Genomic DNA, 24,410 nt, shown 5'->3' with positions numbered 1-24,410 from the left:
TGATCAGGAGAAGTCGGCGACGTTCTGCCGGGTGACGACCTTCACCGGCACCTTCACCATGCTGTCGATCTTCTTGCCGTCGGCAGCCTTGACGGCGTTCTGTACGGCGATCTTCCCCAGTTCCCCGGGCTGCTGGGCCACGGAGGCGTACAGGGTGCCCGCCTCGACAGCCGTCAGGCCGTCGGGGGTTCCGTCGAAGCCGACGACCGGGACGGACTTCCCGGCCTTGCTGCCCAGTGCCTTGACGGCGCCGAGCGCCATCTCGTCGTTCTCGGCGAAGACGCCGTTGATGTCAGGGTGGGACTGGAGCAGGTTGGTCATGACGTCCAGGCCCTTGGTGCGGTCGAAGTCGGCCGGCTGGGTCGCCACGATCTTGATGCCCGGGTACGCCTTCATGCCTGCGGCGAAGCCCGCGCCGCGCTCACGGCTGGCGGAGGTGCCGGCGGTTCCCTGGAGGACGATGATGCTGCCCTTGCCGCCGAGCCGGTCGGCGAGTGTCTTCGCGGCGAGCTTGCCGCCCGCGACGTTGTCGGAGGCGACGAGTGTCGCCGTCTCGGCCTTGTTGACGCCCCGGTCCGCTGCGACGACCGGGATGTCCGCCTTGTTGGCGTTGCGGACGCCGGGGCCGACGGCGTCGGAGTCCACCGGGTTGACGATGACGGAGTCCACCCCGGAGCTGGTGAAGTTCTCCAGCTGGTTGGCCTGCTGCGAGGCGTCGTTCTGGGCGTCGGTGACCGTGAGGTCGATCCCCGCCTTCTCGGCCTCCTGCTGCGCGCCTTCCTTCATCTGGACGAAGAAGGGGTTGTTCAGGGTGGAGAGCGACATGCCCACCTTGGTGGTGGTGCCGGAGGAACCGGACTTGAAGAAGGTCACGGCGGCGATGACGGCGGCCAGGCAGACCACCGCGATGCCCAGCTGCATCGCGCCCTTGCGGCCCTTTCCGGGTGATCCGGGTGCGGCGGACGCGCCGCCTGCGGAGGCGCCGGACCCGGCCTTGCGGCGCAGGGTGTCCAGCAGTACCGCGAGGGCGATGACGACGCCGATGACGACCTGCTGCCAGAAGGCGGACACGGACAGGAGGTTGAGGCCGTTGCGCAGCACGGCGAGGATCAGTGCGCCGATCAGGGTGCCGGACGCCTTGCCGACGCCGCCCGCGAGGCTGGCGCCGCCGATGACGACCGCGGCGATCGCGTCGAGTTCGTAACCCTGTGCCGCCTGCGGCTGTGCGGAGACCAGACGGGAGGCGAGGACGATGCCGGCCACGGCGGCGAAGAGGCCGGAGAGGGCGTAGATGGCCAGCTTCTGCTTCTTGACGCGCAGTCCGGACAGCCGGGCCGCTTCCTCGTTGCCGCCGATGGCGTACATGGAGCGGCCGATGTAGGTGCGGGCCAGGATGAGTGCCGCTATCAGGCCCATCGCGATCATCACGAGGACGGGGACGGGCAGCCAGCCCCCGAGCGTGTCACCGAGCACGGAGACGGAGTCGGGGAAGGGGATCGGCCGGCCCTGGGAGATGACCAGGGACAGCCCCCTCGCCACGGAGAGCATGGCCAGCGTCGCGATGAACGACGGCAGCTTGCCGTAGGCGACGAGCGCACCGCTGACGAAGCCGCAGGCGATGCCGGTGGCCACGGCGATGACGACCGCCAGCCAGACGGGTACGCCCGCCGACGTCGCCGACCAGGCGAGGACGGTCGCGGAGAGCGCGGCGACCGAGCCGACGGAGAGGTCGATGCCTGCCGAGACGATGACGAAGGTGACACCGAACGCGAGGATCGCGGTCACCGCGGCCTGGACACCGACGTTCAGCAGGTTCTGGGTGGTGAGGAAGTCGCCGGAGAGCAGCGACATCGCCACCAGGAGGACGACCAGCGCGCTGAGCGCGCCGTTGTCGAGCAGGAGGCGGCGAAGGGTGTGTCCGGCGCCGCCCGCGCCCGTCTTGCTCGGATGCGTGTCAGTGGCCACGGGGGCTCTCCTCTGCGTTCTCTGTGTGCTCGGTGGGGTCGGTCACAGGCGCGGCGCTGACGGCGAGGGCCATCACGGCGTCCTGGGTGGCTTCGTGGGCGGGGAGTTCTCCGGCGATGCGGCCCTGGGCCATGACCAGGACCCGGTCGCTCATGCCGAGGACCTCGGGCAGGTCACTGGAGATCATCAGGACGGCGTGGCCGGAGGCCGTCAGCTCGTTGATGAGCTGGTAGATCTCGACCTTCGCGCCGACGTCGATGCCACGGGTCGGCTCGTCGAGGATCAGGACCCGGGTGTCGGCCAGGAGCCACTTCCCGATGACGACCTTCTGCTGATTGCCGCCGGACAGAGTGCGGACGTGCTGGCCGAGACCCGCCATGCGTACCCCGAGCTGCTCGGCGATGCGGGCGGCGGCGGTGCGCTGGCCCTTGACGTCGACGATGCCGGAGCGGGTCGCCGAACGGAGGGTGACCAGGCCGAGGTTCTCCTGGACGGAGGCGTCGAGCACGAGGCCCTGGCCCTTGCGGTCCTCGGGGACGAGGCCGATCCCGGCGCCCATGGCGGCGGTCACGTCGTGCTTGCCCAGCCGCTCGCCGCGTACCTCGACGGTTCCGGCGTCGTAGGGGTCGGCGCCGAAGACCGCGCGGGCGACCTCGGTGCGGCCGGCTCCGACGAGTCCGGCGAGGCCGACGACCTCACCGGCCTTCACGTCGAAGCTGATGTCGTGGAAGACCCCGCCCCGGGTGAGTCCGCGCACGGAGAGCAACGACGGCCCGGTTTCCGGGCGTTCGCGCGGGTACTGCTGTTCGATGCTCCGTCCCACCATGAGCTGGACGAGTTCCGCCTCCGGTGTCGAGGCGGGCACCTGGTCGATGCTGCGGCCGTCGCGCAGGACGGTGACGCGGTCGCCGAGGGCGGCGATCTCGTCGAGGTGGTGGGTGATGAAGACGACGCCGACGCCGTCCGCACGCAGCTGCCGCACGATCGCGAAGAGCTTGTCGACCTCCTCGGAGGTGAGGACCGCGGTCGGCTCGTCCATGATCAGGACACGTGCGTCCAGGCTGAGCGCCTTGGCGATCTCGACCATCTGCAGCCGGGCGATGCCCAGTTCACGGACCCTGGCCCTGGGCGAGACGTGCAGGCCGACACGGCGCAGGAGCACCTCGGCGTCGGCCTCCATGCGCCCGCGGTCGATCATGCCGAAGCGGCGCGGCTGGCGGCCCAGGAAGATGTTCTCGGCGACGGTGAGATCGGGGACCAGGTTGAACTCCTGGTAGATCGTGGCGATCCCGAGCTTCTCGGCGTCCTGCGCTCCGTGGATGCGCACCTCCTGGCCGCCGGCGAAGATCCGGCCGCTGTCCGGGCGGTAGGCGCCGGAGAGCATCTTGATGAGGGTGCTCTTGCCCGCGCCGTTCTCACCGAGGAGGACGTGCACTTCGCCGCTGCGCAGGTCGAAGTCGACCCGGTCCAGGGCGACGACACCGGGGAAGGTCTTGCGTACGCCTTCGATGCGCAGCAACTCGACTGATTCGCTCACTCGTTGCTCCCGGGGGTGGAGGGGCGCTCGCCGCAGGAGCTGCGTACGACGAGGCGGGCGGGCAGGGTCACGGACTGCGGGGGCCGGCCCTCGACGATGTCGATCAGCGCGCGCACGGCGGCTCGGCCGAGATCGCCGGTCGGCTGGGCGATCGCGGTGATCGGCGGGGCGGTGTGGAGGAACCACGGGATGTCGTCGAAGGCCGCGATCCCGATGTCCTCGGGGACACGGAGGCCGCGTGCGCGGATCGCGTCCAGGGCGCCGAGCGCCATGAGGTTGTCGGCGGCGAACACGATCTCGGGCGGTTCGGGCAGCGACAGGAAGTTCTCGGTGGCGCGCCGGCCGCTGGCGGCCTGGAAGTCACCCTGCCCGATGTAGGCGTCGGGCAGGGCGAGGCCGTGGGCCCGCATCGCTTCCCGGAAGGCATCGACGCGTTCGTTGCCCGTGGTGGTGGCGGCCGGGCCCGCGATGATGGCGAGCCTGCGGTGGCCGAGGGCGTGCAGATGGGCGACCAGGTCCTGGATGGCCCGGTGCCCGTCCGCGCGCACGACGGGGATGTCCACCCCGGGGATCCAGCGGTCCACGAAGACCATCGGGGTGCCGGTGCGCGCGACGTCCAGCAGCAGCGGGGACTCGCCGTCGGCGGGCGAGACCAGGAGCCCGTCGATCCTGCGGTCCAGGAGCGTACGGACGTGGTGGTCCTGCTGTTCGAGCCGCTCGTCGGCGTTGCCGATGATCACGCTGTAGCCGAGTCCGCGCGCCTCCTCCTCGACGGAGCGGGCCAGCGCGGTGAAGTACGGATTGAGTACGTCGCTGATGACGAGGCCGAGTGTGCGTGTCTGGTCGGTGCGCAGCGAGCGGGCCACGGCGTTGGGCCGGTAGCCGAGGGCGTCGACGGCGGCGAGGACGCGCCTGCGTGCGTCCGGGCTGACGGAGGGATGGCTGTTGAGGACGCGTGACACCGTGGCGACAGAGACTCCCGCCTGGGCCGCGACATCCTTGATGCTCGCCATTTCCGGACCACCTCCTTGTGGTTTCCGTGAGCCTCGAAACCAGCGGAACGAGCCGTGGAATCGATTACACGGATGATTGGAATCGATTACATGGCCGAAAGCAAGACCCTGAGGGTCGCCCGAGACCGGATCGTGATCCGGCCCGATCCGGACGAGGGGCCCAGGGGGTGTCCGCAGAGTCCCGCCGTACGCCCGGAGGGCGTGGCCCACGGCGTCCGGTGAGTGCAGTCGCAAGGCGGAGCGTCGGTCTCGTACTGGACGTACCCGCCCGATGAGGCAACGCGGCGAAGTCGGGGTCTCCCCTGCCCGGCCCGGAGCCGAGAGCTCGGGGAAGGGACGGGCGTCGGGGGCCAGGCGGGACTTCGCGGATACGCCTAGCCCGGGAGGCCGGCGACGAAGGCGTGCGCCAGGCTCCGGCTGTGGGTGAGAGTGACCAGCCAGGACCGCACACCGGCCGCCTCGGCCAACGTCGCCGCGCGGCCCGCGAGTTGGAGGGCCGGGCTGCCGGACGGGGTGTGCAGCACCTCGATCTCGGTCAGGACCGAACCGGTGAGGCCCACACCCAGGGCCTTGAGGACCGCCTCCTTGGCGGCGAACCGCACGGCGTAGCGCTCGGCGGAGTCGTCGGGTATCTCGCAGTAGGCGCGCTCGGCAGGTGTGAAGACATGGCCGGCGAAGCGGGGCTGGCGGGCCAGGGTGGCCCGTATCTCGTCCACGTCGACCAGGTCGGTTCCCACGCACAGCACCGGCCTGCCGACGAGATCGGCGGCGGCAGCGGCGGCGGCCTCTCCGAGCCTCCTGATGTCCTCGTTCCCGGTGGTCCGACCGCCCGCCATTCCAAGATCCAATTCTCTTGCTCCGCAAACTGATCGACCGCTAGGGTTCCGAACCGTCACTCCATGATGGGCCACACACCACGTTCCTGAATGACGACCGGGAGAGTCTCTGCGATGAGTCTGCGGTTCACTATTCAGCCCAACCCCGATCCGGCGAGCCCCGCCCGGCGCGCCGAGATCCTGGCGGACCCCGGGTTCGGCCGGTACTTCACCGACCACATGGCCCGGGCGGTGTGGACGAAGGAGCGTGGCTGGGACGACGCCGCTGTGATCCCGTTCGCTCCGATTCCCATGCATCCGGCCGCGGCGGTCCTGCATTACGCGCAGGAGATCTTCGAGGGGATGAAGGCCTACCGGCACTCCGACGGGTCCGTCTGGACCTTCCGTCCGGAGGCCAACGGTGAGCGGTTCGCCCGGTCCGCCCGGCGTCTGGCGCTTCCCGAACTCCCGCAGTCCCTCTTCCTCGAGTCGGTTCGTGAGCTGGTCCGCGCGGACCGGGCGTGGGTGCCGGCCGAAGGCGAACAGAGCCTGTATCTGCGGCCGTTCATGTTCGCTTCGGAGCCCTTCCTGGGGGTGCGGCCCGCCGCCGAGGTGACGTACATGGTCATCGCGTCGCCGGTCGGCCCGTACTTCTCCGGCGGGGTGAAGCCGGTGTCGATCTGGCTGTCGACGGACTACACCCGCGCCGGGCGCGGCGGGACCGGGGCCGCCAAGTGCGGTGGCAACTACGCGGCAAGCCTGGCGCCGATGCTGGAGGCCTCCGAGCACGGCTGCGACCAGGTCTGCTTCCTCGACGCTACGGAGGGCCGCTACGTCGAGGAGCTGGGCGGCATGAACCTGTACCTCGTCACGCGCGACGGGCGTCTGATCACCCCGGAACTCGGAACCATCCTGGAAGGTGTCACCCGGGCCTCGATCCTCGACCTCGCCAAGGAGATCGGGCTGGACGTGGAGGAACGTCCGGTGGAGATCTCCGAATGGCAGGAGGGCGCGCGGACCGGAGCGATCCGGGAGGTGTTCGCCTGCGGCACCGGCGCCGCCGTGACCCCCGTGGGGCGGCTGGTCTGGAGGGACGGCGAGGTGACCGCGCCGGACACGGGGGCCGAGGACTCGGTGACCATGCGTCTGCGCCGACGGCTGGTGGACATCCAGTTCGGCCGGGCGAACGACCCGCACGGGTGGATGCGGCGCCTCGTCTGACATCCCGCGGCACTCACGGTGCGACCGCCCGGCCGCTGTCGGCGGCCGGGCGGTTCAGACGGTGAGGAGGCCGTGGCCCACCGCGTGGTTCGGGCAGACCCCGCCGCAGTCGTCCCCGGTGATCGAACGCCCTTGGGTCACCGGCAGGCAGGCGCTCACCAGGTCTTCCGTCCTGAGGGCCCGGCCCTGGCCGATGCCCTGCTGCACGGCGAGCGCCGCCACACCGGCCGCGTATGCCGTCGCCCCCGATGTGCCGCTGGAGACCAGCCAGCCGTCATCGGGAGCCGTTCCGTCGTAGCTGCTGTTACGCCGGTCGAACAGGCACCCCGGCTGGGTGGGGAACACGATGTAGTCGCCGTTGGGCAGCATCCCGCAGGGGCCGCACACGTCCGGCACGGTCCGGCCGGGGAAGACCGCCGACCGGTAGCTGGAGGCGAGATCGGAGGCGCGCAGCTCTCCGCCGGGTCCCACGTGGACCCCGCCGACCGTGAGGGCCCCGGGCGTCGCCACCGACTGGAACATGGCATTGCGCCGGTCGGTGGAGCCGTTTCCGGCGGCGAACAGGACGGTGATCCCGCGCCGGACCGCGGCTGCCACCTCCAGATGGAGGTGTGGCTCCTCCCGCAGGGTCCCCCAGCTGCACGAGATGATGTCCGGCTCCAGCTGCGCCGCCCGCTGGAAGGCCGCGACCGGAAAGGAGAACGCCTCGCCCGCCATCTTGACCATGGTGAGCGACACCCCCGGAGCCACTGCCAGGAGCAGCGCCGACATCGCCGTACCGTGGCCTCGCTCGTCGCTCCGGGGGTCGAGCGGACTCAGCGCCGGGACCACGGCCGTGGTGTAGCCGTGCGCCCGGTGGTGCGGGTGGTCGTACAGGCCGGTGTCCACCATCACCACCCGGACGCCGTCGCCTCGGATGCCGGCCGCGTGCAGCCGGTCCGCGCCTGCCAGCCGTGCGGCGTCCTCGGGCAGTCTCAGGTACCCGGCGGTGTGCGGCAGCGGCGGAACGGCGCTCGGCGCCAGCTCGAAGCCCGCGCGGGGCGCCCGGACCTCGGTGATCAGCTCGGGGTGCAGGCGGGACCGGAGCGTGCCCGGCGCGCACAGCTCGTAGCGGACCGACTCCCTGATGTACTTGTTGCGCACGGGCACCACCGGGCTGCCGAAGACCTCTTCGACCAGTCCGTTCTCACCGCTGACGGTGAGACCGGCCTCGGAGCGCGCCTCGACGGTCAGCCCTTCGCGGGTGAAGGCGTCGGCCAGCCGGTCGACCACGGCCGGTTCCGGGAGGAAGTCCTCCACGGGGTGGAGCAGGAGCCGCGCGGGGTCGCCGCCCAGGCTGAGGCCCCTGGCGGAGCGGGGGACGACGGTCACCGTGCCGCGCCGCCCGAAGGAGGCGAGCTCGTCCTCCACCATGTGGTGACTTCCCTTCACTTGTTCGTGAGTTCCCGCAGACGGTTGCGGTCGAGCTTGCCGGAAGCGGTCAGGTCGACGTCCTCGTCGGCCAGGAAGTCGATCCGGGCCGGGATCATGTAGGGCGGCAGCCGCAGAGCCAGTTCCCGGCGCAGCTCTTCCTCGTCCGGGCCCGCGCCGTCCGGTCGGCCCAGGACGAACAGGACGATCGCCTTCCCTGCCACGGGGTGTTCGGCCGGAACCGCGCAGCAGTCCGTCACCCACTCCACGGCGAGTGCCGCCGCCTCCACCTCGGACAGGTGGACGAGGTTGCCGTTGATCTTCAGAGCGTCGTCGCGCCGGCCAAGGAACATGAGTGCACCGTCTTCCCGGAGGCGGACGTAGTCGCCGGACCGGTAGTAGCGGGCGCCGCCGGAGCCCGGAGGGCTGACGAGGGCGCGTTCGGTGCGTTCCGGGTCGCCGCAGTAACCCGCCATCACCTGCGGTCCGCCTATGAGGAGTTCGCCGGTCCCACCGTCGGGCACCGGCCGGAGACCGTCGTCGACGACCAGGAGGTCGACGGACGGCAGCGGGCTCCCGATCGGCAGGAACTCCTCGTCGTAACCGGCGATGTCGTCGGTGAGGAAGAGCGTCGCGCTGTGCGTCGTCTCGGTCGGACCGTACCCGTGGACATAGGTGAGTCCGGGCACCAGGGCGGCGAACGCGCGCAGCACCGGAACGGGGCACGACTCGCCGCCGAACCAGAGCCGTCGCAACGAACTCAGATCCCGGCGGCCGGCATCGCTGAAGCGGCCGACCAGCATGCGGACCACGGAGGAGACGAGCAGGGTGTCGGTGATCCGCCACTCCTCGCAGGCCCGGGTGATCTGTGAGGGCACGCGCAGCCGGGGCAGCAGGTGGACGCTGCCCCCGACCAGGAAGGTCGACCAGAGGTCGACGACCGAGGCGTCGAAGAAGAGCGGCGCCACATTGAGGAAACGCATGCCGTCGTCGAAGCCGACCACCCGCTGCACTCCTTCGAGGAGGGCGCACAAGGAGCGGTGGCTGATCACGACCCCCTTGGGCAGGCCGGTCGATCCCGAGGTGAAGACGACATAGGCGTGGTCCTCGGGGCTCCGGTCCGAGCAGTCCGTGGGGCGGACGTCGGTCTCGGCCGCGGGGTCCCACTGCCTGCCGCCGGGTTCCTCCGGATGTTCCGCCCCGACGGTGAGGACCGTACCGGCGGGCGCACCGTCGAGCAGGCCGCGGTGCCGGTGGTGGACCAGGGTGACGGTGGGCGCGCACATGCCGAGCAGCAGCGCGACCCTCGCCGAGGGCAGTGACTCGTCCACCGGCGCGTAGCGGGCGCCCAGCCGGAGGGCGGCCCACATGACCGCCACGGAGGCGGTGGACTTGTCCATGACCATGGCGACGGTCGTGCCCCTGCCGACCCCGTGCCGGGCCAGGAGGTCCGTCAGCGCCTGGGTCCGCCGTGCCAGGGTCCGGTAGGAGACCTGCTCCCCCGTGCTCAGGTCCACCACCGCCGTGGCGTCGCTCCCGCACCGGCGTTCCAGGATGCCGTCGGCCAGCCGCGGGACGATGCCGTCCTCGAAGCCGTTCATCCTTCCTCCTGCCAGGTCAAAGGATCCTCCAGCCGGCACCGGATGGCGTCCAGCAGCTCCGGGAAGGTGTCCATCTGCTGGTCGTACGAGCCGAAGTGGCCCATGGCGTCCATCACCGTGAAGTCACTGCCGGTCAGACGGTGCAGCTCCTCGGCCACCTCGAAGGGGACCCAGGGGTCGTCCTTCGAGTGGAACTGTGCGATGAATCGCTGGTTGTGCCGGATCGCGTCCCAGTCCCACGGCCGGTCGAAGAACCCGCTGCGGCGCTCCAGTTCGAAGCCGCAGTCGTTGTGGTGGCCGGCCACGGCGAAGGTGCCGAGCAGCGGCGCCGTCTCCGCGTACCGGAAGGCGGTCAGCGCACCGGACGAGTGCCCGACGATCACCGTGTTCCTGTCCGGGCGGATGACGTCCGTGAGGTACGGAAGCCAGTACCGCATGCGGCCCTTGATGGGGTCGGGGAAGGTCTCGGCCACGACCCGGTGGCCGAGGGCCTCCAGCTCCCGTCTGAGGTACGGGAACCAGATGCCCTCGACGCTCGCCCCGGCGTTTCCGTGGATCAGGACGATCCGCACGTCCGCTGGAGAACGGGAACCGGCTTCCGCCGGTCCCGTCGTGGCGATGTCAGACAGTGGACACCTCGTCGTCCAGGAGCTCTTGGATCAGCTCGGACAGGGAGCCCAGGGACGCGAAGTTCTCCACCGTCAGCAGCTCCGGTTCGAGTTCGATGTCGTAGAACGTCTCGAAGGCCAGGGTGAGTTCGATCATCTGGGTCGAGTTCAGCGAGAGCCCGCCGTTGAAGAGGGGGGTGCTGGAGGTCAGGTCTACCTTCTGGTGCGGGAAGATCTGGGCGATGACCTCACGGAGGTCGTTCTCGATGTCCGCCTGGGTCTTGCGGTCGTTCACCCTCGGTTCAGCTCCTCTCGGGGGCGGCAGGCTTCTCGTCCTGCGTCTTGGGGCGGGTCTGCAGGAAGAGCGGGGTCCGCGGGATGTTCTGCTGGTCCTGGTGGAACGGGTTCCGCTTGTTCTTCAGCGAGAGGTACATGGTGCGGCGGGCCCTGGCCTTCTCCTCGTCGGAGTAGAAGAGGAAAGCGATGTTGCCCGCGTTCTCCCGGCCGGACTCGGTCAGGGTGAGCTCCTCGTCGGTCTCCACTGCGTAGCCGCCCTCGACCAGCCAGTCGACTTCCCGGCGGTACTTCTCGAAGTTGGCGACGTCCTCCTTGCGGACGCTGCCGAAGACCGGGAAGAAGACCATGACGCGGTTCTCGACCTCGTCGTCACTGCAGATCCGGCCCTGTTCGATGGGGAGGATCCCGGCCTCGACGTCACGCATCCACCGCTCGACGTCGGTGTGGTTCCGGTAGCTCCGCTCGCCCATGTAGTTCTCGGCGGCGGGGCCGATGCCCAGCGTGTAGCTGGCGCGGTAGCCGTTGCCTCCGCAGGCGTGGTTCAGGCCGATCTCGCCCGGGTCGTCCAGGTGGGTGAAGAAGTTGATCAGGAGCTGCTTGTCGTAGCCGTAGGCCGCGAGCCCGTCCTTGATCTGCCGGTACTGGACCCGCTCGATGCTGCCCGAGGGCTTGACGTCGGCCACCTTGCCCGCGCGGATCTGCTGGTCGAGCCGCGTCCCCTCCCACTGGTTGAAGCGGTAGGTCTGGACGAAGCTGGGCCGCAGCTCGGCGCAGATGCCTTCCAGGTCCCGGGCGAGGACCTCGTCGTCCTGCCCCGGCAGGTTGTACATCAGGTCCAGCGCGAAGGTGCGGATGCCGGCCCGGCGGATGTTCTCGGCCGTCTGGTGCACCTGCTCGACGGTGGCCTTGATGGTCAGCTTCCGCCGGATCTCCTCGTCCAGGGTCTGCACGCCGAACGAGATACGGGTGATGCCCAGGGACTTGAGCATCTCGATGTACCCGTCCTTGGAGAGGCCGAGCGGGCTGCCCTCCAGGGAGATTCCGTCGACCTCACTGAGGTCGAACTCACGGTGCACGGCCTCCAGGATGTCGGCCATCGACTCCTGCTCCAGCGCGGAGGGCGTGCCGCCGCCGAACTGGACGTACTTGATCTTCGTGCCCTGGAAGTACTTCGACCGGGCGTTGCGCTCGATCTCCCGAACCATCGCCTTGACGAAACGCTTCTGCCGCTCGCCCTGGTACTTCGCCGCGGACTCCTTGAAGCACGCGCAGAAGTTGCAGAACGCCTCGCAGAAGGGGATGTGGAAGTAGAGCAGGATGTCGGTCTGCTCCGGGTGGGACTGACGGTCCAGGAAGGAGAAGTACTCCGCCTTCTTCGCCTCGTCGTCGAGGGCGTCCTGGAAGCCGCAGATCTTGGGGTAGAACCAGGTGACGTTGGTGCGCTTCTCCGGGCTCTCGAACTCGTCCTTCAGGTAGAAGTTCGAGTCCAGTCCGAGCATGAAGGGGTTTTCGACTTGGGTCGTCATGTCGTCGGTTCCCGCTCTCTGGTCAGGAAGGCTGGCTTTCTGGCTGTCCCTTGGGACCACGGCTCTCGAAGAGGACCGGGTACTTGCCGCTCATCTCTCCGTTGATCTCGATCCACTGGAGCTTGTCCTCCGGCAGGTCGACGTCCGCCCAGATGGCCTCGGGCGGGCATTCGGCGACGCACGCGTTGCAGTCGATGCATTCCTCGGGGTTGATGTAGAGCATGTCGGGGCCCTCGTGGAAGCAGTCCACGGGACAGGCGTCCACACAGTCCGTGTACTTGCAGCCGATGCACTCGTCGGTGACGACATAGGCCATGTCAGCGGTACCTCCAGGATTCTTCTTCCAGGACGTTCTCGGCGCGGCTCTCACCACGGGAAATGCGGGCGCCCTCAGGCGTGGACGGGCGCGACCTCGGTCACCCGGCGCATCCACCCGAAGCGGTCGACCGCCTCACCCCGGTGGAGGCCCTGGAGCAGACCGCGGAAGCGCGTGGTGACGGGCCCCGCCTCGTCGGCGAGGCGGTACTCCTCCCCCTGGTGACCGAGTGAGGTCACCGGCGCCACCCCGGCCTCCGTCCCGGTGGCGAAGCACTCGGTGACGGTGCCGTCCGCGATGCCCTTGAGGATCTCCGCCAGTTCCACCGGCCGTTCGACGACCCTCGTCCCGGAGTCGCGCGCCAGCTTGACGACGGAGTCGCGTGTGATTCCGGGAAGGACGGAACGGTCGAGCAGTGGCGTGGTCAGGACCCCGTCGATCACGAAGAAGGCGTTGAGGTTCCCGATCTGCTGGACGAGACGGCCCTGCGGACCGTCGAGCCACAGCACGTGGTCGTAGCCGTAGTTGGCCGCGATCTCGCCCGGCACCACGCCCATCGCGAGGGTGCCGGCTGCGTTGATGTCGCCGAAGCCTCCGGGCCAGGCGCGGACGTAGCCGTCGAGTGTCATCGCCCGTACGGCCTTCCCTCCCGCCTCGTCCTGGTCCGCCACGGACGCCAGTACGTAGAAGAGGCAGTCGTCCACGGGGCCCGCGGTCAGCCCTGTGCCGTCGGCGGCCAGCACCGCGCGCAGGTCCATGGCTCCGCCCGGCTCCTCGGGGAGCCACTCCTGGTCCAGTTGCACCAGGGCACGTACGGAGCTCCACACCCGGTCGAAGTCGACCTGATGCAGGGCCAGTCGGCGGGCGCCGTTGTTGAGCCGCTTGATGTGGCTGTCGGGGCGGAACACGGAGACCGTCCCGTCCGTCATCCGGTACGCCCTGAGCCCGTCCACCACGACCTGTCCGCCCTGCAGGGCGGCGGCGGTGGGCCGCAGCGCCGGGATGGTGTCCCGGTCGGCGACGGTCAGACCCTGCCAGCTGCGGCGCTTCCCGGAGCGCATGAAGAACGCGTGGTCGGTGAGGATCGTCCCGGTGGACGAGCCCGCCTCCGGCTTGGGGCGGGGGGCGGCGGTCGGCGTGACGGTCAGTTCGTTGCTCATACGCGGGCAGCTTCCTCTTTCTTGAGATCACCGTTCTCGTTGTCGACCTCGATGTCGACCACGACGTCCTTGATGACCGAGGCGACCAGGTGCTCGACCCGGTCGAGGGTCCCCTCGAAGTGGATCCGGGCGACCCGGTTGCTGAAGATGTCGTCCGGGTCGAGTACCGCCCCCGGATCCGCCTCCGGGACGAGACCCCGGAACTCGGAGGCCTCGGGGAACGGTTCGAAGCCGGTGAGCGTGCCGGCGTACGTGCCGGGCCGGCCGGTGGTGACGAAGGCGAGGCCCGCGCTGAGCGGCGACGTCGGCGGTTCCGGGTGCCGCCGGCCCCGGGCGGCGTCCGCCGCCGCCGCGCAGAGGTCCGCCCCGGGCCCGGCCAGGACGAGTTCGGGGATGTTGTCGCCGGCCAGCCGGGCACCGACCTCGATCAGCACGGGTCCGTGTTCACGGTCGATCCGGGTCTCGATGTGGAACGGACCGACCGACAGGTCGAACGCCGCCACGACGCTCCGTGCGAATTCCTCGAGGATCTCGCCGTACGGGGAATGTGCCGGAGCGGTGGCGATGTGGCCCGTCTCGAAGAAGTAGGGCGGGTCCGAGACGAACTTGGTCGTGACACTGGCTATGTGCGGCCCGCCCGCGTCCACCCAGCCGTCGAGGGAGAACTCCGGCCCCTCCACGTACTCCTCCACGAGCGCTGTCCGCCGGGGGCTGGGGTGGAACTTCACCTCCCCGGGGTGGTGCACGGACGCGCAGGCCTTCTCGTACTCCTCCTGGTCGCGGCAGAGACTCACCAGCAGGCTGCCCCCGCAGTCGACCGGCTTGACCACGACCGGGAACGGCAGCGGGCACGGCCCCGCGGCCTCGGGGGGGACGGCGACGGAGCGGGGGAACGCGATGCCCCGCTCGGCACACCGCCGGCGCATGACGTCCTTCTGACGGACCGCCTCCGCCGCGTCCGCGCCGAGCGCCGGAAGCCCCAGCGACCTGGCCAGTTCCGCGCTCTCCGGCACCACGTACTCGAAGCCCGCGACGACGCCGGTCGGCCGGACCCCGGACTCCTCGACGCAGCGGAGCAGACCGGGCACCCCCTGGTCGGGGTGCCAGTCGACGACGGTGGCGGCCGCGGTGACCTCGGGTGGCAGCAGCTCGGGGAACTGGGTGGGGATCAGACAGGGGACCCCGGACCGCACGACCCTGGAGACGAGACGCGCGCCGGCGGAAAGGGGCTGTACGACGATCAGCACGGGATGACCTCCGATGGTCCGCCTGCTCCGCCTGCGAGGAATCGCTCATCGTCCCCGAGGAAGCTCCAGTCGGGTGCGGGCGTGGGCAGGTCCTGCTCCGAGCGGGACATCAACAGCGTTCTGCGTGCCCGGAGTTCGGCGCCACGCAGCGACTTGGCCCGGTAGGAGGTGACCCCCAGGTGGACCGCGTCGAGGCCCCGTTCCATGGCGATCCTCAGCGGCTCGTACACGGTCGCTTCGAAGTACTCGCCGCTGGTGCCGTGGCCGGCCCGGTAGTCGCAGCCGAAGACCCGCATGTGCAGCGTCCGGCCGTGGGTGATCCCCAGCGCGAAGGCGGCCGGGCGTTCCTGTTTGTCCAGCACCTCGGTGATCACCACGTCGTCGCCGGAACCGATGCTCAGACATCTGCGGAGGTAGCGGACCGCGCCCTCCTCGCTCAGCTCCTCGCCGTGCCGGACCTGCACCTGGACGACGAGAGGTGCGTACCTCTCCAGGGGGACCGACTCGGCGGGGAGGGTCCGGGTCCGGTAGCCGCCGGCGGTCAGCCGCTTCAGGTCGCGCCGGACCAGTGAGCGCCGCGAGGCCGGCAGGGCGGCGACGTGCGCGTCGAAGGTCGCGCCGCGCGGACGGACCACCGCGGTCGGCAGACAGGGTGTGGTGACCGTGGCGAACCCGGGCAGGCCCCCGAGCTCACGGGCCTCCTCGTCCGGCAGGTACCACCAGGAGACGTGGCGGGCCCCGTGCTCCTCGGCGCGTTCCAGGAGTCTGGTGCAGAGGGTGGTCATGAGCCGGGACCGGTCGGCGCCCGACAGGCCGGGGCGCAGCAGCACCCGGTTGTCGTACCCGGTGCGTGAGCCGGCGAGCAGCTGGATGTCCGGGGTCCGCCCCAGCAGGGTGGTCTCGTTGTAGAGCGGATTGCTGTCGCCGCCGGGGGCCATGTGGAAGGGGACGAGCGCGGCGGTCCGGCCGGTCTCCTCGTCGTGTCCGGCCAGATAGGCCGTACTGAATCCGCGGTCGCCCTCCTGGGAGACCGTCCAGCGTCGAGAGGTGTAGAAACCGCCCTCGTCGAGCCATGACTCGTCGGTGCAGGAGGCGTCGAGCCGCGACCGCTCGCTCACCACGAAGGAGGTCAGCCGGTGGTCCATGCCTCGTCCCGCCTCTCGATCGAGTAGTTCCCCTTGATGAGGATCCAGGTGGCCGCCACGCTCAGCACGGCGACCAGAGTCGCCGCCGTCGGAGCGTCGGTGAAGAGCAGCAGAAGCGCGGCAAGGCCCGATCCGACGGGGATGGCGCCGAAGGCGAACGTGCGGTAGACGGCGTTGACGCGTCCCAGCATCCCTGCGGGCGACACGACCTGACGGCGCGTCAGGGCATGCACGTTGTAGTAGGCGATGGCGGCGCCGTACACGAACATGCCCGCCATGAACGCCGCGGCGCCCCAGACGCCCAGGCCGAGTGACCAGAGAGCGGCGAGCAACGCGGCCTGTGACAGGAGCAGGGCCCACACCCAGGACCGTCCGGAGTCACCGCCGCCGTACCTGGATGTCGCTCTGGCGCCGATCACACTGCCGATGCCGGCGGCGCTGAAGCCGAAGCCGAGGAACGCCACGGAGTGGTCCGCCTCCTGAACCACGGCGATGAACAGCACGCTCAGAGCGACCTGTTCGGCCAGGTTGAAGAGGGAGCCGGATGCCACCAGGCGGCGCAGCGGGTCGGACGCGGCGACGGCGGTGAACCCGGCGCGAATGGTCGCGTCCTCCTTGAGGGCCCGGTGCCGGGACGGCTTCGGACGCATCCGCAGGGCCGCTCCGCCCACCAGGTAGGAGACCGCGTCCAGCGCGACGGCGAGCAGCGGACCGAGACCGGAGACGACGAGACCGCCCACGGCCGGCCCCGCGGTCTGGGAGACCGCGTTGACCGATGCCAGCTGTCCGTTGGCCCGTGTCAGCTCCGGGGAGTCGACGGTGTCCGGGACGTAGGCGAGCAGGGAGGTGTCGAACAAAGCGGTGAAGGCACCCAGCAGTACGGCGGCCGCGAAGAGCGTCCCGTAGTTCAGCAACTCCGCCGCGGACATCGTCACCACGAGGAGCAGGACGACGGCGCGCGCGAAGTGGGACATGTACAGCAGAGGGGCCCGGTCCCGCATGTCGGCCAGTTTCCCGGCGTAGGGCGTGACGATGAGGACAGGGACGAACTGCGCCCCGCTCAGCAGAGCGATCTGCGACGGGGACGCGCCCAGGCCCGCCGCCGCGAGCACGGGCAGCGCGACGAGGGTGAACTGCGAGCCCGCCGAGGACACGGCTTCGCTCACCATGAGGGCCCGGAAGGCCCCGGGCATGCGGCGGCCGGACGGCGAGGCGGTGCTCCGCATCACACCGCCCCGGGCGGGGGGCCCTCGACGGCCTTGCCCGAGTGCAGTGTGAAGACCATGGGCACCGGCCCGAAGTTCTCGACGACCCGCAGCCCCTCGGCGAGGGCTGCCGCGTCGGTGGTGACGCAGGCGTCGAACTCCCCCGCGGCGCAGAGGGCGGCCGCACGGGAGTTGCTGCTCGTGAGGGAGACGTCACCTCGTCCGGTGACCAGGCAGCTGGGGGCCGGGTGGGTGACGATCGTGGTGGCCGTCCCCTGGTCCGGCCGGCTGGCCAGGACCATGTCGTGGGTGTCGAGGATGAAGCTGTCCACCATCTCCAGGCGGTGCAGGTTACCGAAGACGAGGTCGTGCAGGCGCGGGTAGACGGCGCACGCGAGGATGGCCTCGGTTCCGTCGAAGTTCATGGCGTCGAGCCCGTCCTCCACCTCCGCGTGGAGGACGACCGTGCCGGTGACCCGCCGGTCGGCGAACCAGTGGTGGGCCGCCTTCTCCAGGTTCGTGCCGGTCGGGCCGAGTGTGTGGATCCGGGTGACTCCCGACAGTGTGCGGTCGAGGTCGGCTGTCGCTCCCGAGCGGTGGTTCATGTGTGCCGCCCTCCGCTCTCGTCTGTGTGGGTGGTGGTGGCTGCTGCCCCGGTGACACGGAACAGCCACCCGTGCTTGTCGGGTGTGCGTCCCTGCTGTACGTCGAGCAGGGAGCCCCGGAGACGTCCGGTCACCGGGCCCTCGTCACCGTCGCCGATGGTCATGTCCTCGCCTCCGGTGCCGAGGCGGCCCACGGCGATGACCACGCCGGCCGTCCCGCAGGCGAACATCTCGGTGAGGCGGCCGGAGCGGATTCCTTCGCGTACGGCGTCGATCTCGGTGTGCTCCTCCGTGACGGGCAGGCCGATGTCCCCCGCCAGGGTGAGCAGCGAGTCACGTGTGAGACCCCGGACGATCGTCCCCTCGCACGGAGGTGTGGTCAGGCGCGTGCCGTGCTCGTCGCGCCAGACGAGAAAGACGTTCATGGTGCTGAGTTCCTCGACCCACCGGCGCTCCAGCCCGTCGAGCCACAGGACCTCGTCGTAGCCCGCGGCCTGGGCGCGCGTTCGTGTGTAGAGGCTGGCGGCGTAGTTGCCGGCGCACTTCGACTCACCTGTGCCGCCTCGCACGGCGCGCACCTCCTCCGTCGCGGTGGTGACCGCGAGCGGACGGAAGCCGGCGCCGAAGCAGGGGTCGGCGGGGTAGGCCAGGAAGACGCAGCGGTAGTTCCGCGACGGCCGCAGACCCAGCTCGGCCTCGGTGGCGAGCAGCAGCGGCCGGATGTACAGGCTCTGTCCGTAGCCACCCGGCACCCAGTGCTCGACGGTGGCGACCAGGCGGGCGCAGGCCTGGGTGAAGAGGTCGGCGGGCATCTCGGCCATGGCCAGCCGCTCGGCCGAGCGTCCGAGCCTGTGGCCGTGGTCGTCCGGGCGGAACAGGGACACCGACCCGTCCTGGCCGCGGAAAGCCTTCAGTCCTTCGAAGACGGCCAGTCCGTAGTGGAGGCCGAGGGTCCTCGGGTCCATCGGGGACGCGCCGTACGGCTCGACGGTGGGACCGGACCAGCCGGTGTCCGCGTCCCACTCCACCACGGCCATATGGCTCGTGGGGTAGCGGCAGAAGCCCGGCTCCTGGCGTATTCGGTCCAACTCGTCGGTGCTGGACCTTGCTTCGTCAGACATGGACCTCGGCACCCCAGAGACTGAGTGGTGCCAGGGGGCCACCGTACCGGTAGGGCTTGGTCTCGGGACGGCGCAGCAGCTTCTCGTAGAGGAAGTCGACGGCCGCCTTCCGGTAGGCGTCGTCCTCCGGGATCGTCTCGATCTCCTCGATCAGGCCGATGAGTTCGCGGACGCTCGCCACGATCTCCGCTTTCGGGCCCAGCATGCGCCGGCCGCGGCCGTCGTCGGTGAACAGACCGTGCTCAGCCAGCCAGGTACCCAGCGCGAAGCCGGTGCCCGCGTCGAAGTTGCGCAGCGGATCCGGCTGCGCCGGGTAGCGGAAGAGACGTTCGAGCAGGATGTACTCGAAGACGACCGGCCCGAAAGGCACTTCTTCCTCGAAGCAGGCGATCGCCGACTTCATGTCGACCTTGAGCTCCTCGAGGAGCCCGGGGCGCCAAGTCGTCTTCAACGCCAGGTGCTGGTCGAGAGGCCGGGGGCCGGTGTGGTGGAAGTAGTCGTGCAGGTAGCCCCAGATGCACCGGGCCTGGTACACGTCCTCGGGGTCGACCTCCGCGGAGACCAGCCGCGACTCACCGGCGAACGGTGATCCGGGACCGCACAGCCGGCTAGTGATCGACAGGGTGTCGGCGTAGATGTCCACGTGCCGGCTGAAGAAGAACCAGGCGAAGTTCTGCTGCGTGCAGGGCGTGGCCGCCGGAATGTTCTCGGGAAAGAACACCACGCAGTTCCCCTCCCGCAGACCTCGGGAGGCGGACAGCAGGCGGGTGGACTGGAACATCGCCTTCGGGTGCGGATACGCGGCCTGGAGGTACGGAGTGCAGTCGGGGTCCTGCCGGACGACGGAGAACGCTTCGAGCTTGACCTCGCGGCGGTCGCTGTTGGGAAGGATCACGGGCCCGACGAACGCGGCCGCCTCACCGTCCTGCGGAGCGGGCACGGCGTCCCGGGTGGCATCAAAATCCGGCACGCCTGTGCACCCGGATCCCTGCCATGTCGTCAAGTCTCGTAGTGTCGCCGCGATCTGACGGTCAGGCATGATCCCGGAGAGTCCTTCGACTGCTCCGATCACATCAGCCAGCGCTTGTTCCGCGCCCGCGTCCTGCTGGGCGTCCCTGAAGCGGTCGACGGCAGGGACCACATGTCGTTCGAAGTTCAGAATTCCGACAACACTACGCGGATCCACTCCACCCCCCGGTGATGACCCTGCCCCCGAAGTCGCGGGACCCCATTTATCATTCCCGCAACAAACGACCGATCGCCCGGGAGGCTAACAGCCAACTCTCGGCCGCACAATGGGTGTTCGATCTCCGAACGCGCAGTCCCGGCATGCGTCGGACAGGGGAAGCCTGCACGCATCGGCAGACGCCGGGCCGGACGTCGATGCTCGGAGCCGGGGCTCGACCTCGGGACGGCCTCGCGGCGACCTCGGGCAGGAGCGCGAAACGACGAACGCCCGCCCCGGCCTGAGGCCGGGAGCGGGCGCTGATGCCGTCCACGCATGAACCGCGCGGTACGGATGTGTGTCCGAGGGGGGACTTGAACCCCCACGCCCGATAAAGGGCACTAGCACCTCAAGCTAGCGCGTCTGCCATTCCGCCACCCGGACAAGGTGTCTGTCGTCCCGGGGTCCTCCCCGTGGCGACAAAGAAAACAATACCAGGGGTTTGGGGTGCCTCTCACCTGCGTTTTAGGTGGTCAGTGCGGTACGCACACGCCCGAGCGCCCGCGACGTCGCGTTGCGCACACTCCGTGGCGTGCCGTGTACGTGGCGTGCTGCCGGGCTACCTTCGCGGGCATGAGTGGCAAGAGCGGCCCGAGTGGCACGAGTGGCACGAGCGCTTCCGTCCCGCGGGCGCCCCGCGCCCTGGCCTCGCTGCGGGAGCGGCTGCGGGACACCTTCTGGTGCGCGCCGGCCGCCGGGCTCGTGGGCGCCTTCGCGCTGTGGCTGGTCCTCTCCGAGCTGGATACGCGGATCGTCGCGTATCTCAAGGAGGAGGGAGCTTACGAGGAACTCGGGGACCTTCTCACCTTCGCAGGGGACGCCCGGACGATCGTCACCACGGTCAGCGCCGCGATGATGACGTTCATCGGTGTCGTGTTCAGCATCTCGCTGGTGGCGGTGCAGATGGCGAGCGGGCAGCTCACCCCGCGTGTCGTCCGGATCTTCGTGCGGAGCAGGATCAGCAAGCTCACGCTGACGGTGTTCCTGGCGACTTTCGCGTTCTCGCTCCTGGTGCTGACCTCGTACGAGGGCGGGGCGGAGCCCGATCCCCACCGGGTGACGTCGGCGCCCCTGCTCCAGAGCCTGCTGACCCTCGGGCTGGTCGGACTGAGTCTGCTGCTGTTCGTCGCCTACGTCTCCTCCACCCTGCGGCTGATGCAGGTCGGGCCGGTTCTGGACCACATCGCAGGCGAGTCGCTCCGTGCGCTCGCACGGCAGCCGGAGGGGTCGGCGGACGAGCCGTCGCTGGGGCCCGTCACCGCGCACGTGGCGCACCGGGACCGGGCGGGGGTGCTCCGGGGCGTGTCGGTGGCACGGCTGGTGCGGGCCGCACGCCGGCACGGGGTCGTGCTGCGGCTGGTACCCCGCACCGGGGACTTCCTGGTGCCGGGCATGCCGGTGCTGGCCGTCCACGGCGGGGCGGCGCCGTCCCGGCGCGCCCTGAGGCACGCGGTCTCGGTCGGTGTCGAGCGCACCCTCTTCCAGGACCCCGCGTTCGGTCTGCGGCAGCTGTCCGACATCGCGCTGCGTGCCCTGTCGTCCTCGGTGAACGATCCGACCACCGCGGTGCAGTGCCTGGACCGCATCGTGCAGTACCTCGCCGTCGCCGTCCGTCTGCCGCTCACCCCGCTGCACCACCGGGACCGGCGGGGCGACGTACGGCTCGTCCAGCAGGTGCCGGGGTGGACGGACCTCGTGGATCTCGCGTTCGAGGAGATCCGGGGGTGCGCCGCCGCGAGCCCTCAGGTCACGCGGCGGCTGCTGGCCGGGCTCGACGATCTGCTGCTGCTCGCCCCCGAGGAACGGAAGGAACCGCTGCTCAGGCACCGTGTACTCCTCGTGGAAGCAGTGGAGCGCACGGTTCCCGAGGCGGCCGGACGGGCGTTCGCACTGCGCCCGGACCGTCAGGGGATCGGGTGACGGGGCGGCGGCTGCTCCTGCGGGCCGGGGCTCAGGTCCTGGAGACCGATGACCCGCAGTAGTTCGAGGCGCTCGTACGTCGGCGTGCCCGGCCGCGCAGAGTGCACGACGAGCTGCTGACTGTGGCCGTCGCTGAGCAGTACTTCGCAGTCGAGGTCGAGGAGGCCGACCACCGGGTGCAGGAACCGCTTCGGTGACGGGCGGCGCGCCAGGACGTCGTGCGACTTCCACAGCGCTTCGAACTCCTCCGACACGGCCCTGAGTTCGGCCACGAGTGCGGCCGGACCGGGGTCGGAGGGGCGGGCCCCGACGACCGCCCGCAGGCTCGCCGCGTGCGCGCGGGCGTGCTGCTCGTGGTATTCGGGCGGGGACAGTTCACGTGCGCCCGGCACCGTGAACCAGCGGCGGATCAGATTCGTCCCGGTGTGGTCGCCACCGGCCAGGGCCACCGCCATGGTGTTCTGCGCGAGCACCTCGCCCCAGTCGCTCACCACCATCGCCGGGAGGTCGTGCAGCCGGTCCAGGATGAGCAGCAGTCCCGGACGGACGTGGTCGGAGGAGCCGCCCGGCCGGGGCGGCTCCTCGCCCGCAAGGTGGAACAGGTGGTCGCGCTCCGTGTCCGTGAGCCGCAGGGCGCGCGCGAGGGCGGTGAGCAGCTGCCGCGACGGGTGGGAGCCGCGGCGCTGTTCCAGCCGCGTGTAGTAGTCCGTGGACATCCCGGCGAGCTGCGCCACCTCCTCGCGGCGCAGGCCCGGGGTGCGACGCCGCGGTCCCGCGCTCAGGCCCACGTCGCCAGGGGTCAGGCGGGCACGGGCGCGGCGGAGGAAGTCCGCCAGTTCGGTTCGGTCCACCGTTGCAGGATCCCTCGGATCCGGACCCGTATCCAGGGAGTGCCGCTCCCTGGACAGACGCGTCTCTCCCACCGTCGCCGCGGCTCCCCCACGGTGGGGACATGGCTACGAGGACGAGGAGGCGGCCATGCTGACATTGGTGACAGGAGCGACGGGCCAGGTCGGGCGACGGTTCGTGCCGCGGCTGCTGCGGAGCGCGGCACCAGGCGACGAGGTGCGGGTCCTGGTGCGTGACGCGGCGCGTGGCGAACGGTTCGCCGAGCTGGGCGCGCAGGTGCTGGTCGGTGATCTGCGCGACGCGGGGGTGCTCGCCAGGGCGACGGCCGGCGTGGACGCGGTGGTGAACGTCGCCGCCGCGTTCCGCGGGGTGCCGGACGAGGAGGCGCGGGCGGTGAACCGCGACGCGGCCGTCGAGCTCGGCCGGGCCTCGGTGGCCTCCGGCGTGCGGCGGTTCGTGCAGGTCAGCACCGGACTCGCGTACGGCGCGGGCCGGGGCAGGGCACTGGTGGAGAGCGACGGGACGGTGCCCGGCACCCACCTGTGGGGCACCTACCCGGAGTCCAAGTGGGAGGCCGAGCAGGCCCTCGGATCCATGGAGGGTCTGAACGATCTCCGCATCGGACGTCTGCCGTTCGTGTACGGCGACGGGGACCCCCATCTCACCGACGTGATGAAGTGGGCTCCGAAGTGGCCCGCCATGCAGCGCCTGCACATGGGTCACCACGTGGACGTGGCGCAAGGCCTGCGGCGGCTGCTGTACGCACCCGGGGCGCACGGCGTCTACAACATCGCCGACGACGCCCCGGTCACCATGGTCGACCTCTTCCAGTTCCACGGCCTGCAAGTGCCCCAGGAGGCGCTCGACATGGAGGTCCCGGACCCCTGGCACGGCGTGATGTCGACGACCCGCATCCGTCACGAACTGGGCTACCGCCCGCTGATCCCGTCGGTGTGGACGGCGCGGGAGGCGGGCGTTCTCTAGCGGGCCCGGCCACGGCGTGACCGCGGCCGACGGCGCTGCTCAAGCACCGTGCACTCCTCGTCGAAGCGGTGGAGCGCACGGTGCCGGAAGCCGCCGGGCGAGCGTGCGCGCTGCGCCCGGACCGTCGGGGATCGGCCGAGGTTCCCCCTGATGACCCGCTCAAGCGTGTCCGGTCTACAGATATCCGCTGTAGATGAACCTGGCGTTGACGGGGGTACCAGGGGCGTTGTCGTCGAGATCACCGGTGATCTCGTACCAGACGTTCCCTACGGAATTGACGCATTCGTAGTACAGGTGGACCGTCCGGCCGGCAGAGATGTAGCTGGTGACGGTCGAACTTCCCGAAGCACCCGTGTGGACCGGGGTACGGGCATTCGTCACCCCGCCCCTCCCGTACGCCCTGCAGGTGAGCGCGGCCTGCGTGCTCACCCCACCGGACGCGACGAGGGTGTCGGCGGAAGCTGCGGTGGCCGAGGGGGCAGCGGTGAGGACGGCCGAGGCAACCAGGACAGGAAGGGCGAGCGCCGTCCACGCCTTAGTTCTCTTCACTAGGAATCCTTACGGTGTGCGAGTCCGATCTTCAGTACGAAGACCGTATGAGTGCCCACCTGCGAGTTGGCGGTGCATTACAGATCCTTTA

Annotated in this window: 23 protein-coding genes and 1 tRNA gene; 4 read left to right on the top strand and 20 right to left on the bottom strand. The window is 70.1% G+C overall.

Going from position 1 to position 24,410, the window contains the following annotated elements:
- Window positions 1–3 precede the first annotated feature (3 nt).
- The 3 genes from OG379_RS32690 to OG379_RS32680 are packed head-to-tail and all read right to left on the bottom strand — an operon-like array spanning window position 4 to window position 4,515.
- The gene (locus OG379_RS32690; RefSeq protein ID WP_405666722.1) at window positions 4–1,965 is read right to left on the bottom strand and encodes a substrate-binding domain-containing protein; all 1,962 of its coding nucleotides are present in this window, start codon (window positions 1,963–1,965) and stop codon (window positions 4–6) included.
- Window positions 1,955–3,502 (bottom strand): sugar ABC transporter ATP-binding protein, encoded by a 1,548-nt coding sequence (locus tag OG379_RS32685; protein ID WP_405666720.1) that lies wholly within the window; start codon window positions 3,500–3,502, stop codon window positions 1,955–1,957. Before OG379_RS32685 ends, OG379_RS32690 begins: the two co-directional genes overlap by 11 nt.
- Complete coding sequence (locus tag OG379_RS32680) at window positions 3,499–4,515, bottom strand: LacI family DNA-binding transcriptional regulator (RefSeq protein ID WP_393760592.1); 1,017 nt, start codon at window positions 4,513–4,515, stop codon at window positions 3,499–3,501. Before OG379_RS32680 ends, OG379_RS32685 begins: the two co-directional genes overlap by 4 nt.
- Before the next feature lie 90 nt (window positions 4,516–4,605).
- Here OG379_RS32680 and OG379_RS32675 point away from each other — a divergent pair, with 90 nt between their 5' ends.
- Complete coding sequence (locus tag OG379_RS32675) at window positions 4,606–4,737, top strand: hypothetical protein (protein ID WP_405666718.1); 132 nt, start codon at window positions 4,606–4,608, stop codon at window positions 4,735–4,737.
- A 152-nt stretch (window positions 4,738–4,889) separates the two neighbouring features.
- Here the strand turns inward: OG379_RS32675 and acpS are convergent, their stop codons facing one another.
- Complete coding sequence (acpS, locus tag OG379_RS32670) at window positions 4,890–5,351, bottom strand: holo-ACP synthase (RefSeq protein ID WP_405666717.1); 462 nt, start codon at window positions 5,349–5,351, stop codon at window positions 4,890–4,892.
- Window positions 5,352–5,465: 114 nt separating this feature from the next.
- Here acpS and OG379_RS32665 point away from each other — a divergent pair, with 114 nt between their 5' ends.
- Window positions 5,466–6,551 carry a branched-chain amino acid aminotransferase gene (locus OG379_RS32665; RefSeq protein ID WP_393760596.1) on the top strand — a complete coding sequence of 362 codons (1,086 nt, stop codon included), beginning with the start codon at window positions 5,466–5,468 and terminating at the stop codon, window positions 6,549–6,551.
- A 54-nt stretch (window positions 6,552–6,605) separates the two neighbouring features.
- Here the strand turns inward: OG379_RS32665 and OG379_RS32660 are convergent, their stop codons facing one another.
- The 14 genes from OG379_RS32660 to OG379_RS32595 all read right to left on the bottom strand — a co-directional run bounded on the left by OG379_RS32660 (window position 6,606) and on the right by OG379_RS32595 (window position 20,401).
- Window positions 6,606–7,964: a S8 family serine peptidase gene (locus OG379_RS32660; protein ID WP_405666716.1), complete on the bottom strand. Its 1,359-nt coding sequence runs from the start codon at window positions 7,962–7,964 to the stop codon at window positions 6,606–6,608.
- A gap of 14 nt (window positions 7,965–7,978) precedes the next feature.
- A complete protein-coding gene (locus tag OG379_RS32655) occupies window positions 7,979–9,562 on the bottom strand; it encodes an amino acid adenylation domain-containing protein (RefSeq protein WP_405666715.1) in 1,584 nt (527 codons plus the stop codon).
- Window positions 9,559–10,134 carry an RBBP9/YdeN family alpha/beta hydrolase gene (locus tag OG379_RS32650; RefSeq protein WP_405666714.1) on the bottom strand — a complete coding sequence of 192 codons (576 nt, stop codon included), beginning with the start codon at window positions 10,132–10,134 and terminating at the stop codon, window positions 9,559–9,561. Before OG379_RS32650 ends, OG379_RS32655 begins: the two co-directional genes overlap by 4 nt.
- Window positions 10,135–10,183: 49 nt before the next feature.
- Window positions 10,184–10,465 (bottom strand): phosphopantetheine-binding protein, encoded by a 282-nt coding sequence (locus tag OG379_RS32645; protein ID WP_362928106.1) that lies wholly within the window; start codon window positions 10,463–10,465, stop codon window positions 10,184–10,186.
- A 7-nt stretch (window positions 10,466–10,472) separates the two neighbouring features.
- Window positions 10,473–11,993 carry a radical SAM protein gene (locus OG379_RS32640; protein ID WP_362928108.1) on the bottom strand — a complete coding sequence of 507 codons (1,521 nt, stop codon included), beginning with the start codon at window positions 11,991–11,993 and terminating at the stop codon, window positions 10,473–10,475.
- Between the two features lie 22 nt (window positions 11,994–12,015).
- Window positions 12,016–12,309: a ferredoxin family protein gene (locus OG379_RS32635; RefSeq protein ID WP_405666713.1), complete on the bottom strand. Its 294-nt coding sequence runs from the start codon at window positions 12,307–12,309 to the stop codon at window positions 12,016–12,018.
- 74 nt (window positions 12,310–12,383) lie between these two features.
- On the bottom strand, window positions 12,384–13,469 hold the full coding sequence (locus OG379_RS32630) for an aminotransferase class IV (RefSeq protein WP_405666711.1): 1,086 nt from the start codon (window positions 13,467–13,469) through the stop codon (window positions 12,384–12,386).
- Window positions 13,466–14,716: an acetyl-CoA carboxylase biotin carboxylase subunit family protein gene (locus OG379_RS32625; RefSeq protein WP_405666709.1), complete on the bottom strand. Its 1,251-nt coding sequence runs from the start codon at window positions 14,714–14,716 to the stop codon at window positions 13,466–13,468. Before OG379_RS32625 ends, OG379_RS32630 begins: the two co-directional genes overlap by 4 nt.
- Window positions 14,710–15,861, bottom strand: coding sequence for a GNAT family N-acetyltransferase (locus tag OG379_RS32620; protein WP_405666707.1), 1,152 nt, complete (start codon window positions 15,859–15,861; stop codon window positions 14,710–14,712). Before OG379_RS32620 ends, OG379_RS32625 begins: the two co-directional genes overlap by 7 nt.
- Window positions 15,846–17,087, bottom strand: a complete 1,242-nt coding sequence (locus OG379_RS32615) for an MFS transporter (RefSeq protein ID WP_405666705.1) — start codon at window positions 17,085–17,087, stop codon at window positions 15,846–15,848. Before OG379_RS32615 ends, OG379_RS32620 begins: the two co-directional genes overlap by 16 nt.
- Window positions 17,087–17,671 (bottom strand): bacilysin biosynthesis protein BacA, encoded by a 585-nt coding sequence (locus OG379_RS32610; protein WP_405666703.1) that lies wholly within the window; start codon window positions 17,669–17,671, stop codon window positions 17,087–17,089. Before OG379_RS32610 ends, OG379_RS32615 begins: the two co-directional genes overlap by 1 nt.
- Entirely contained in the window at window positions 17,668–18,792 is a 1,125-nt protein-coding gene (locus tag OG379_RS32605; RefSeq protein WP_405666702.1) for a branched-chain amino acid aminotransferase, read from the bottom strand. The genes OG379_RS32610 and OG379_RS32605 overlap by 4 nt, the downstream gene beginning before the upstream one ends.
- Window positions 18,785–19,933, bottom strand: a complete 1,149-nt coding sequence (locus tag OG379_RS32600; RefSeq protein WP_405666700.1) for a DUF6421 family protein — start codon at window positions 19,931–19,933, stop codon at window positions 18,785–18,787. Before OG379_RS32600 ends, OG379_RS32605 begins: the two co-directional genes overlap by 8 nt.
- 383 nt (window positions 19,934–20,316) lie before the next feature.
- Window positions 20,317–20,401 (bottom strand) — tRNA-Leu (locus tag OG379_RS32595).
- A gap of 189 nt (window positions 20,402–20,590) precedes the next feature.
- Here OG379_RS32595 and OG379_RS32590 point away from each other — a divergent pair.
- The gene (locus OG379_RS32590; protein WP_405666698.1) at window positions 20,591–21,937 is read left to right on the top strand and encodes a DUF2254 domain-containing protein; all 1,347 of its coding nucleotides are present in this window, start codon (window positions 20,591–20,593) and stop codon (window positions 21,935–21,937) included.
- On the opposite strand, the gene OG379_RS32585 is transcribed toward OG379_RS32590, so the two are convergent.
- Complete coding sequence (locus OG379_RS32585) at window positions 21,922–22,788, bottom strand: helix-turn-helix transcriptional regulator (RefSeq protein ID WP_405666697.1); 867 nt, start codon at window positions 22,786–22,788, stop codon at window positions 21,922–21,924. The two genes, OG379_RS32590 and OG379_RS32585, sit on opposite strands and share 16 nt — an antisense overlap.
- 127 nt (window positions 22,789–22,915) lie before the next feature.
- Here OG379_RS32585 and OG379_RS32580 point away from each other — a divergent pair, with 127 nt between their 5' ends.
- Window positions 22,916–23,770 (top strand): NAD-dependent epimerase/dehydratase family protein, encoded by an 855-nt coding sequence (locus tag OG379_RS32580; RefSeq protein WP_405666695.1) that lies wholly within the window; start codon window positions 22,916–22,918, stop codon window positions 23,768–23,770.
- A 174-nt stretch (window positions 23,771–23,944) separates the two neighbouring features.
- Here the strand turns inward: OG379_RS32580 and OG379_RS32575 are convergent, their stop codons facing one another.
- A complete protein-coding gene (locus OG379_RS32575; protein WP_405666693.1) occupies window positions 23,945–24,319 on the bottom strand; it encodes a hypothetical protein in 375 nt (124 codons plus the stop codon).
- Window positions 24,320–24,410 lie beyond the last annotated feature (91 nt).

The organism is Streptomyces sp. NBC_01166 (assembly GCF_045039765.1).
Classification (GTDB): domain Bacteria; phylum Actinomycetota; class Actinomycetes; order Streptomycetales; family Streptomycetaceae; genus Streptomyces.
The sequence above is the reverse complement of the archived record's forward strand: the minus strand, read 5'-3'. Positions and strand labels throughout refer to the sequence as shown.

Coding starts and splice junctions, on each gene's coding strand:
- OG379_RS32660 (WP_405666716.1), bottom strand. CDS start 7,964: ATGGTGGAGGACGAGCTCGCCTCCTTCGGGCGGCGCGGCACGGTGACC.
- OG379_RS32605 (WP_405666702.1), bottom strand. CDS start 18,792: ATGTCTGACGAAGCAAGGTCCAGCACCGACGAGTTGGACCGAATACGC.
- OG379_RS32680 (WP_393760592.1), bottom strand. CDS start 4,515: ATGGCGAGCATCAAGGATGTCGCGGCCCAGGCGGGAGTCTCTGTCGCC.
- OG379_RS32655 (WP_405666715.1), bottom strand. CDS start 9,562: ATGAACGGCTTCGAGGACGGCATCGTCCCGCGGCTGGCCGACGGCATC.
- OG379_RS32620 (WP_405666707.1), bottom strand. CDS start 15,861: ATGGACCACCGGCTGACCTCCTTCGTGGTGAGCGAGCGGTCGCGGCTC.
- OG379_RS32630 (WP_405666711.1), bottom strand. CDS start 13,469: ATGAGCAACGAACTGACCGTCACGCCGACCGCCGCCCCCCGCCCCAAG.
- OG379_RS32615 (WP_405666705.1), bottom strand. CDS start 17,087: ATGCGGAGCACCGCCTCGCCGTCCGGCCGCCGCATGCCCGGGGCCTTC.
- OG379_RS32610 (WP_405666703.1), bottom strand. CDS start 17,671: ATGAACCACCGCTCGGGAGCGACAGCCGACCTCGACCGCACACTGTCG.
- OG379_RS32590 (WP_405666698.1), top strand. CDS start 20,591: ATGAGTGGCAAGAGCGGCCCGAGTGGCACGAGTGGCACGAGCGCTTCC.
- OG379_RS32635 (WP_405666713.1), bottom strand. CDS start 12,309: ATGGCCTATGTCGTCACCGACGAGTGCATCGGCTGCAAGTACACGGAC.
- OG379_RS32640 (WP_362928108.1), bottom strand. CDS start 11,993: ATGACGACCCAAGTCGAAAACCCCTTCATGCTCGGACTGGACTCGAAC.
- OG379_RS32665 (WP_393760596.1), top strand. CDS start 5,466: ATGAGTCTGCGGTTCACTATTCAGCCCAACCCCGATCCGGCGAGCCCC.
- OG379_RS32675 (WP_405666718.1), top strand. CDS start 4,606: ATGGCCGAAAGCAAGACCCTGAGGGTCGCCCGAGACCGGATCGTGATC.
- OG379_RS32580 (WP_405666695.1), top strand. CDS start 22,916: ATGCTGACATTGGTGACAGGAGCGACGGGCCAGGTCGGGCGACGGTTC.
- acpS (WP_405666717.1), bottom strand. CDS start 5,351: ATGGCGGGCGGTCGGACCACCGGGAACGAGGACATCAGGAGGCTCGGA.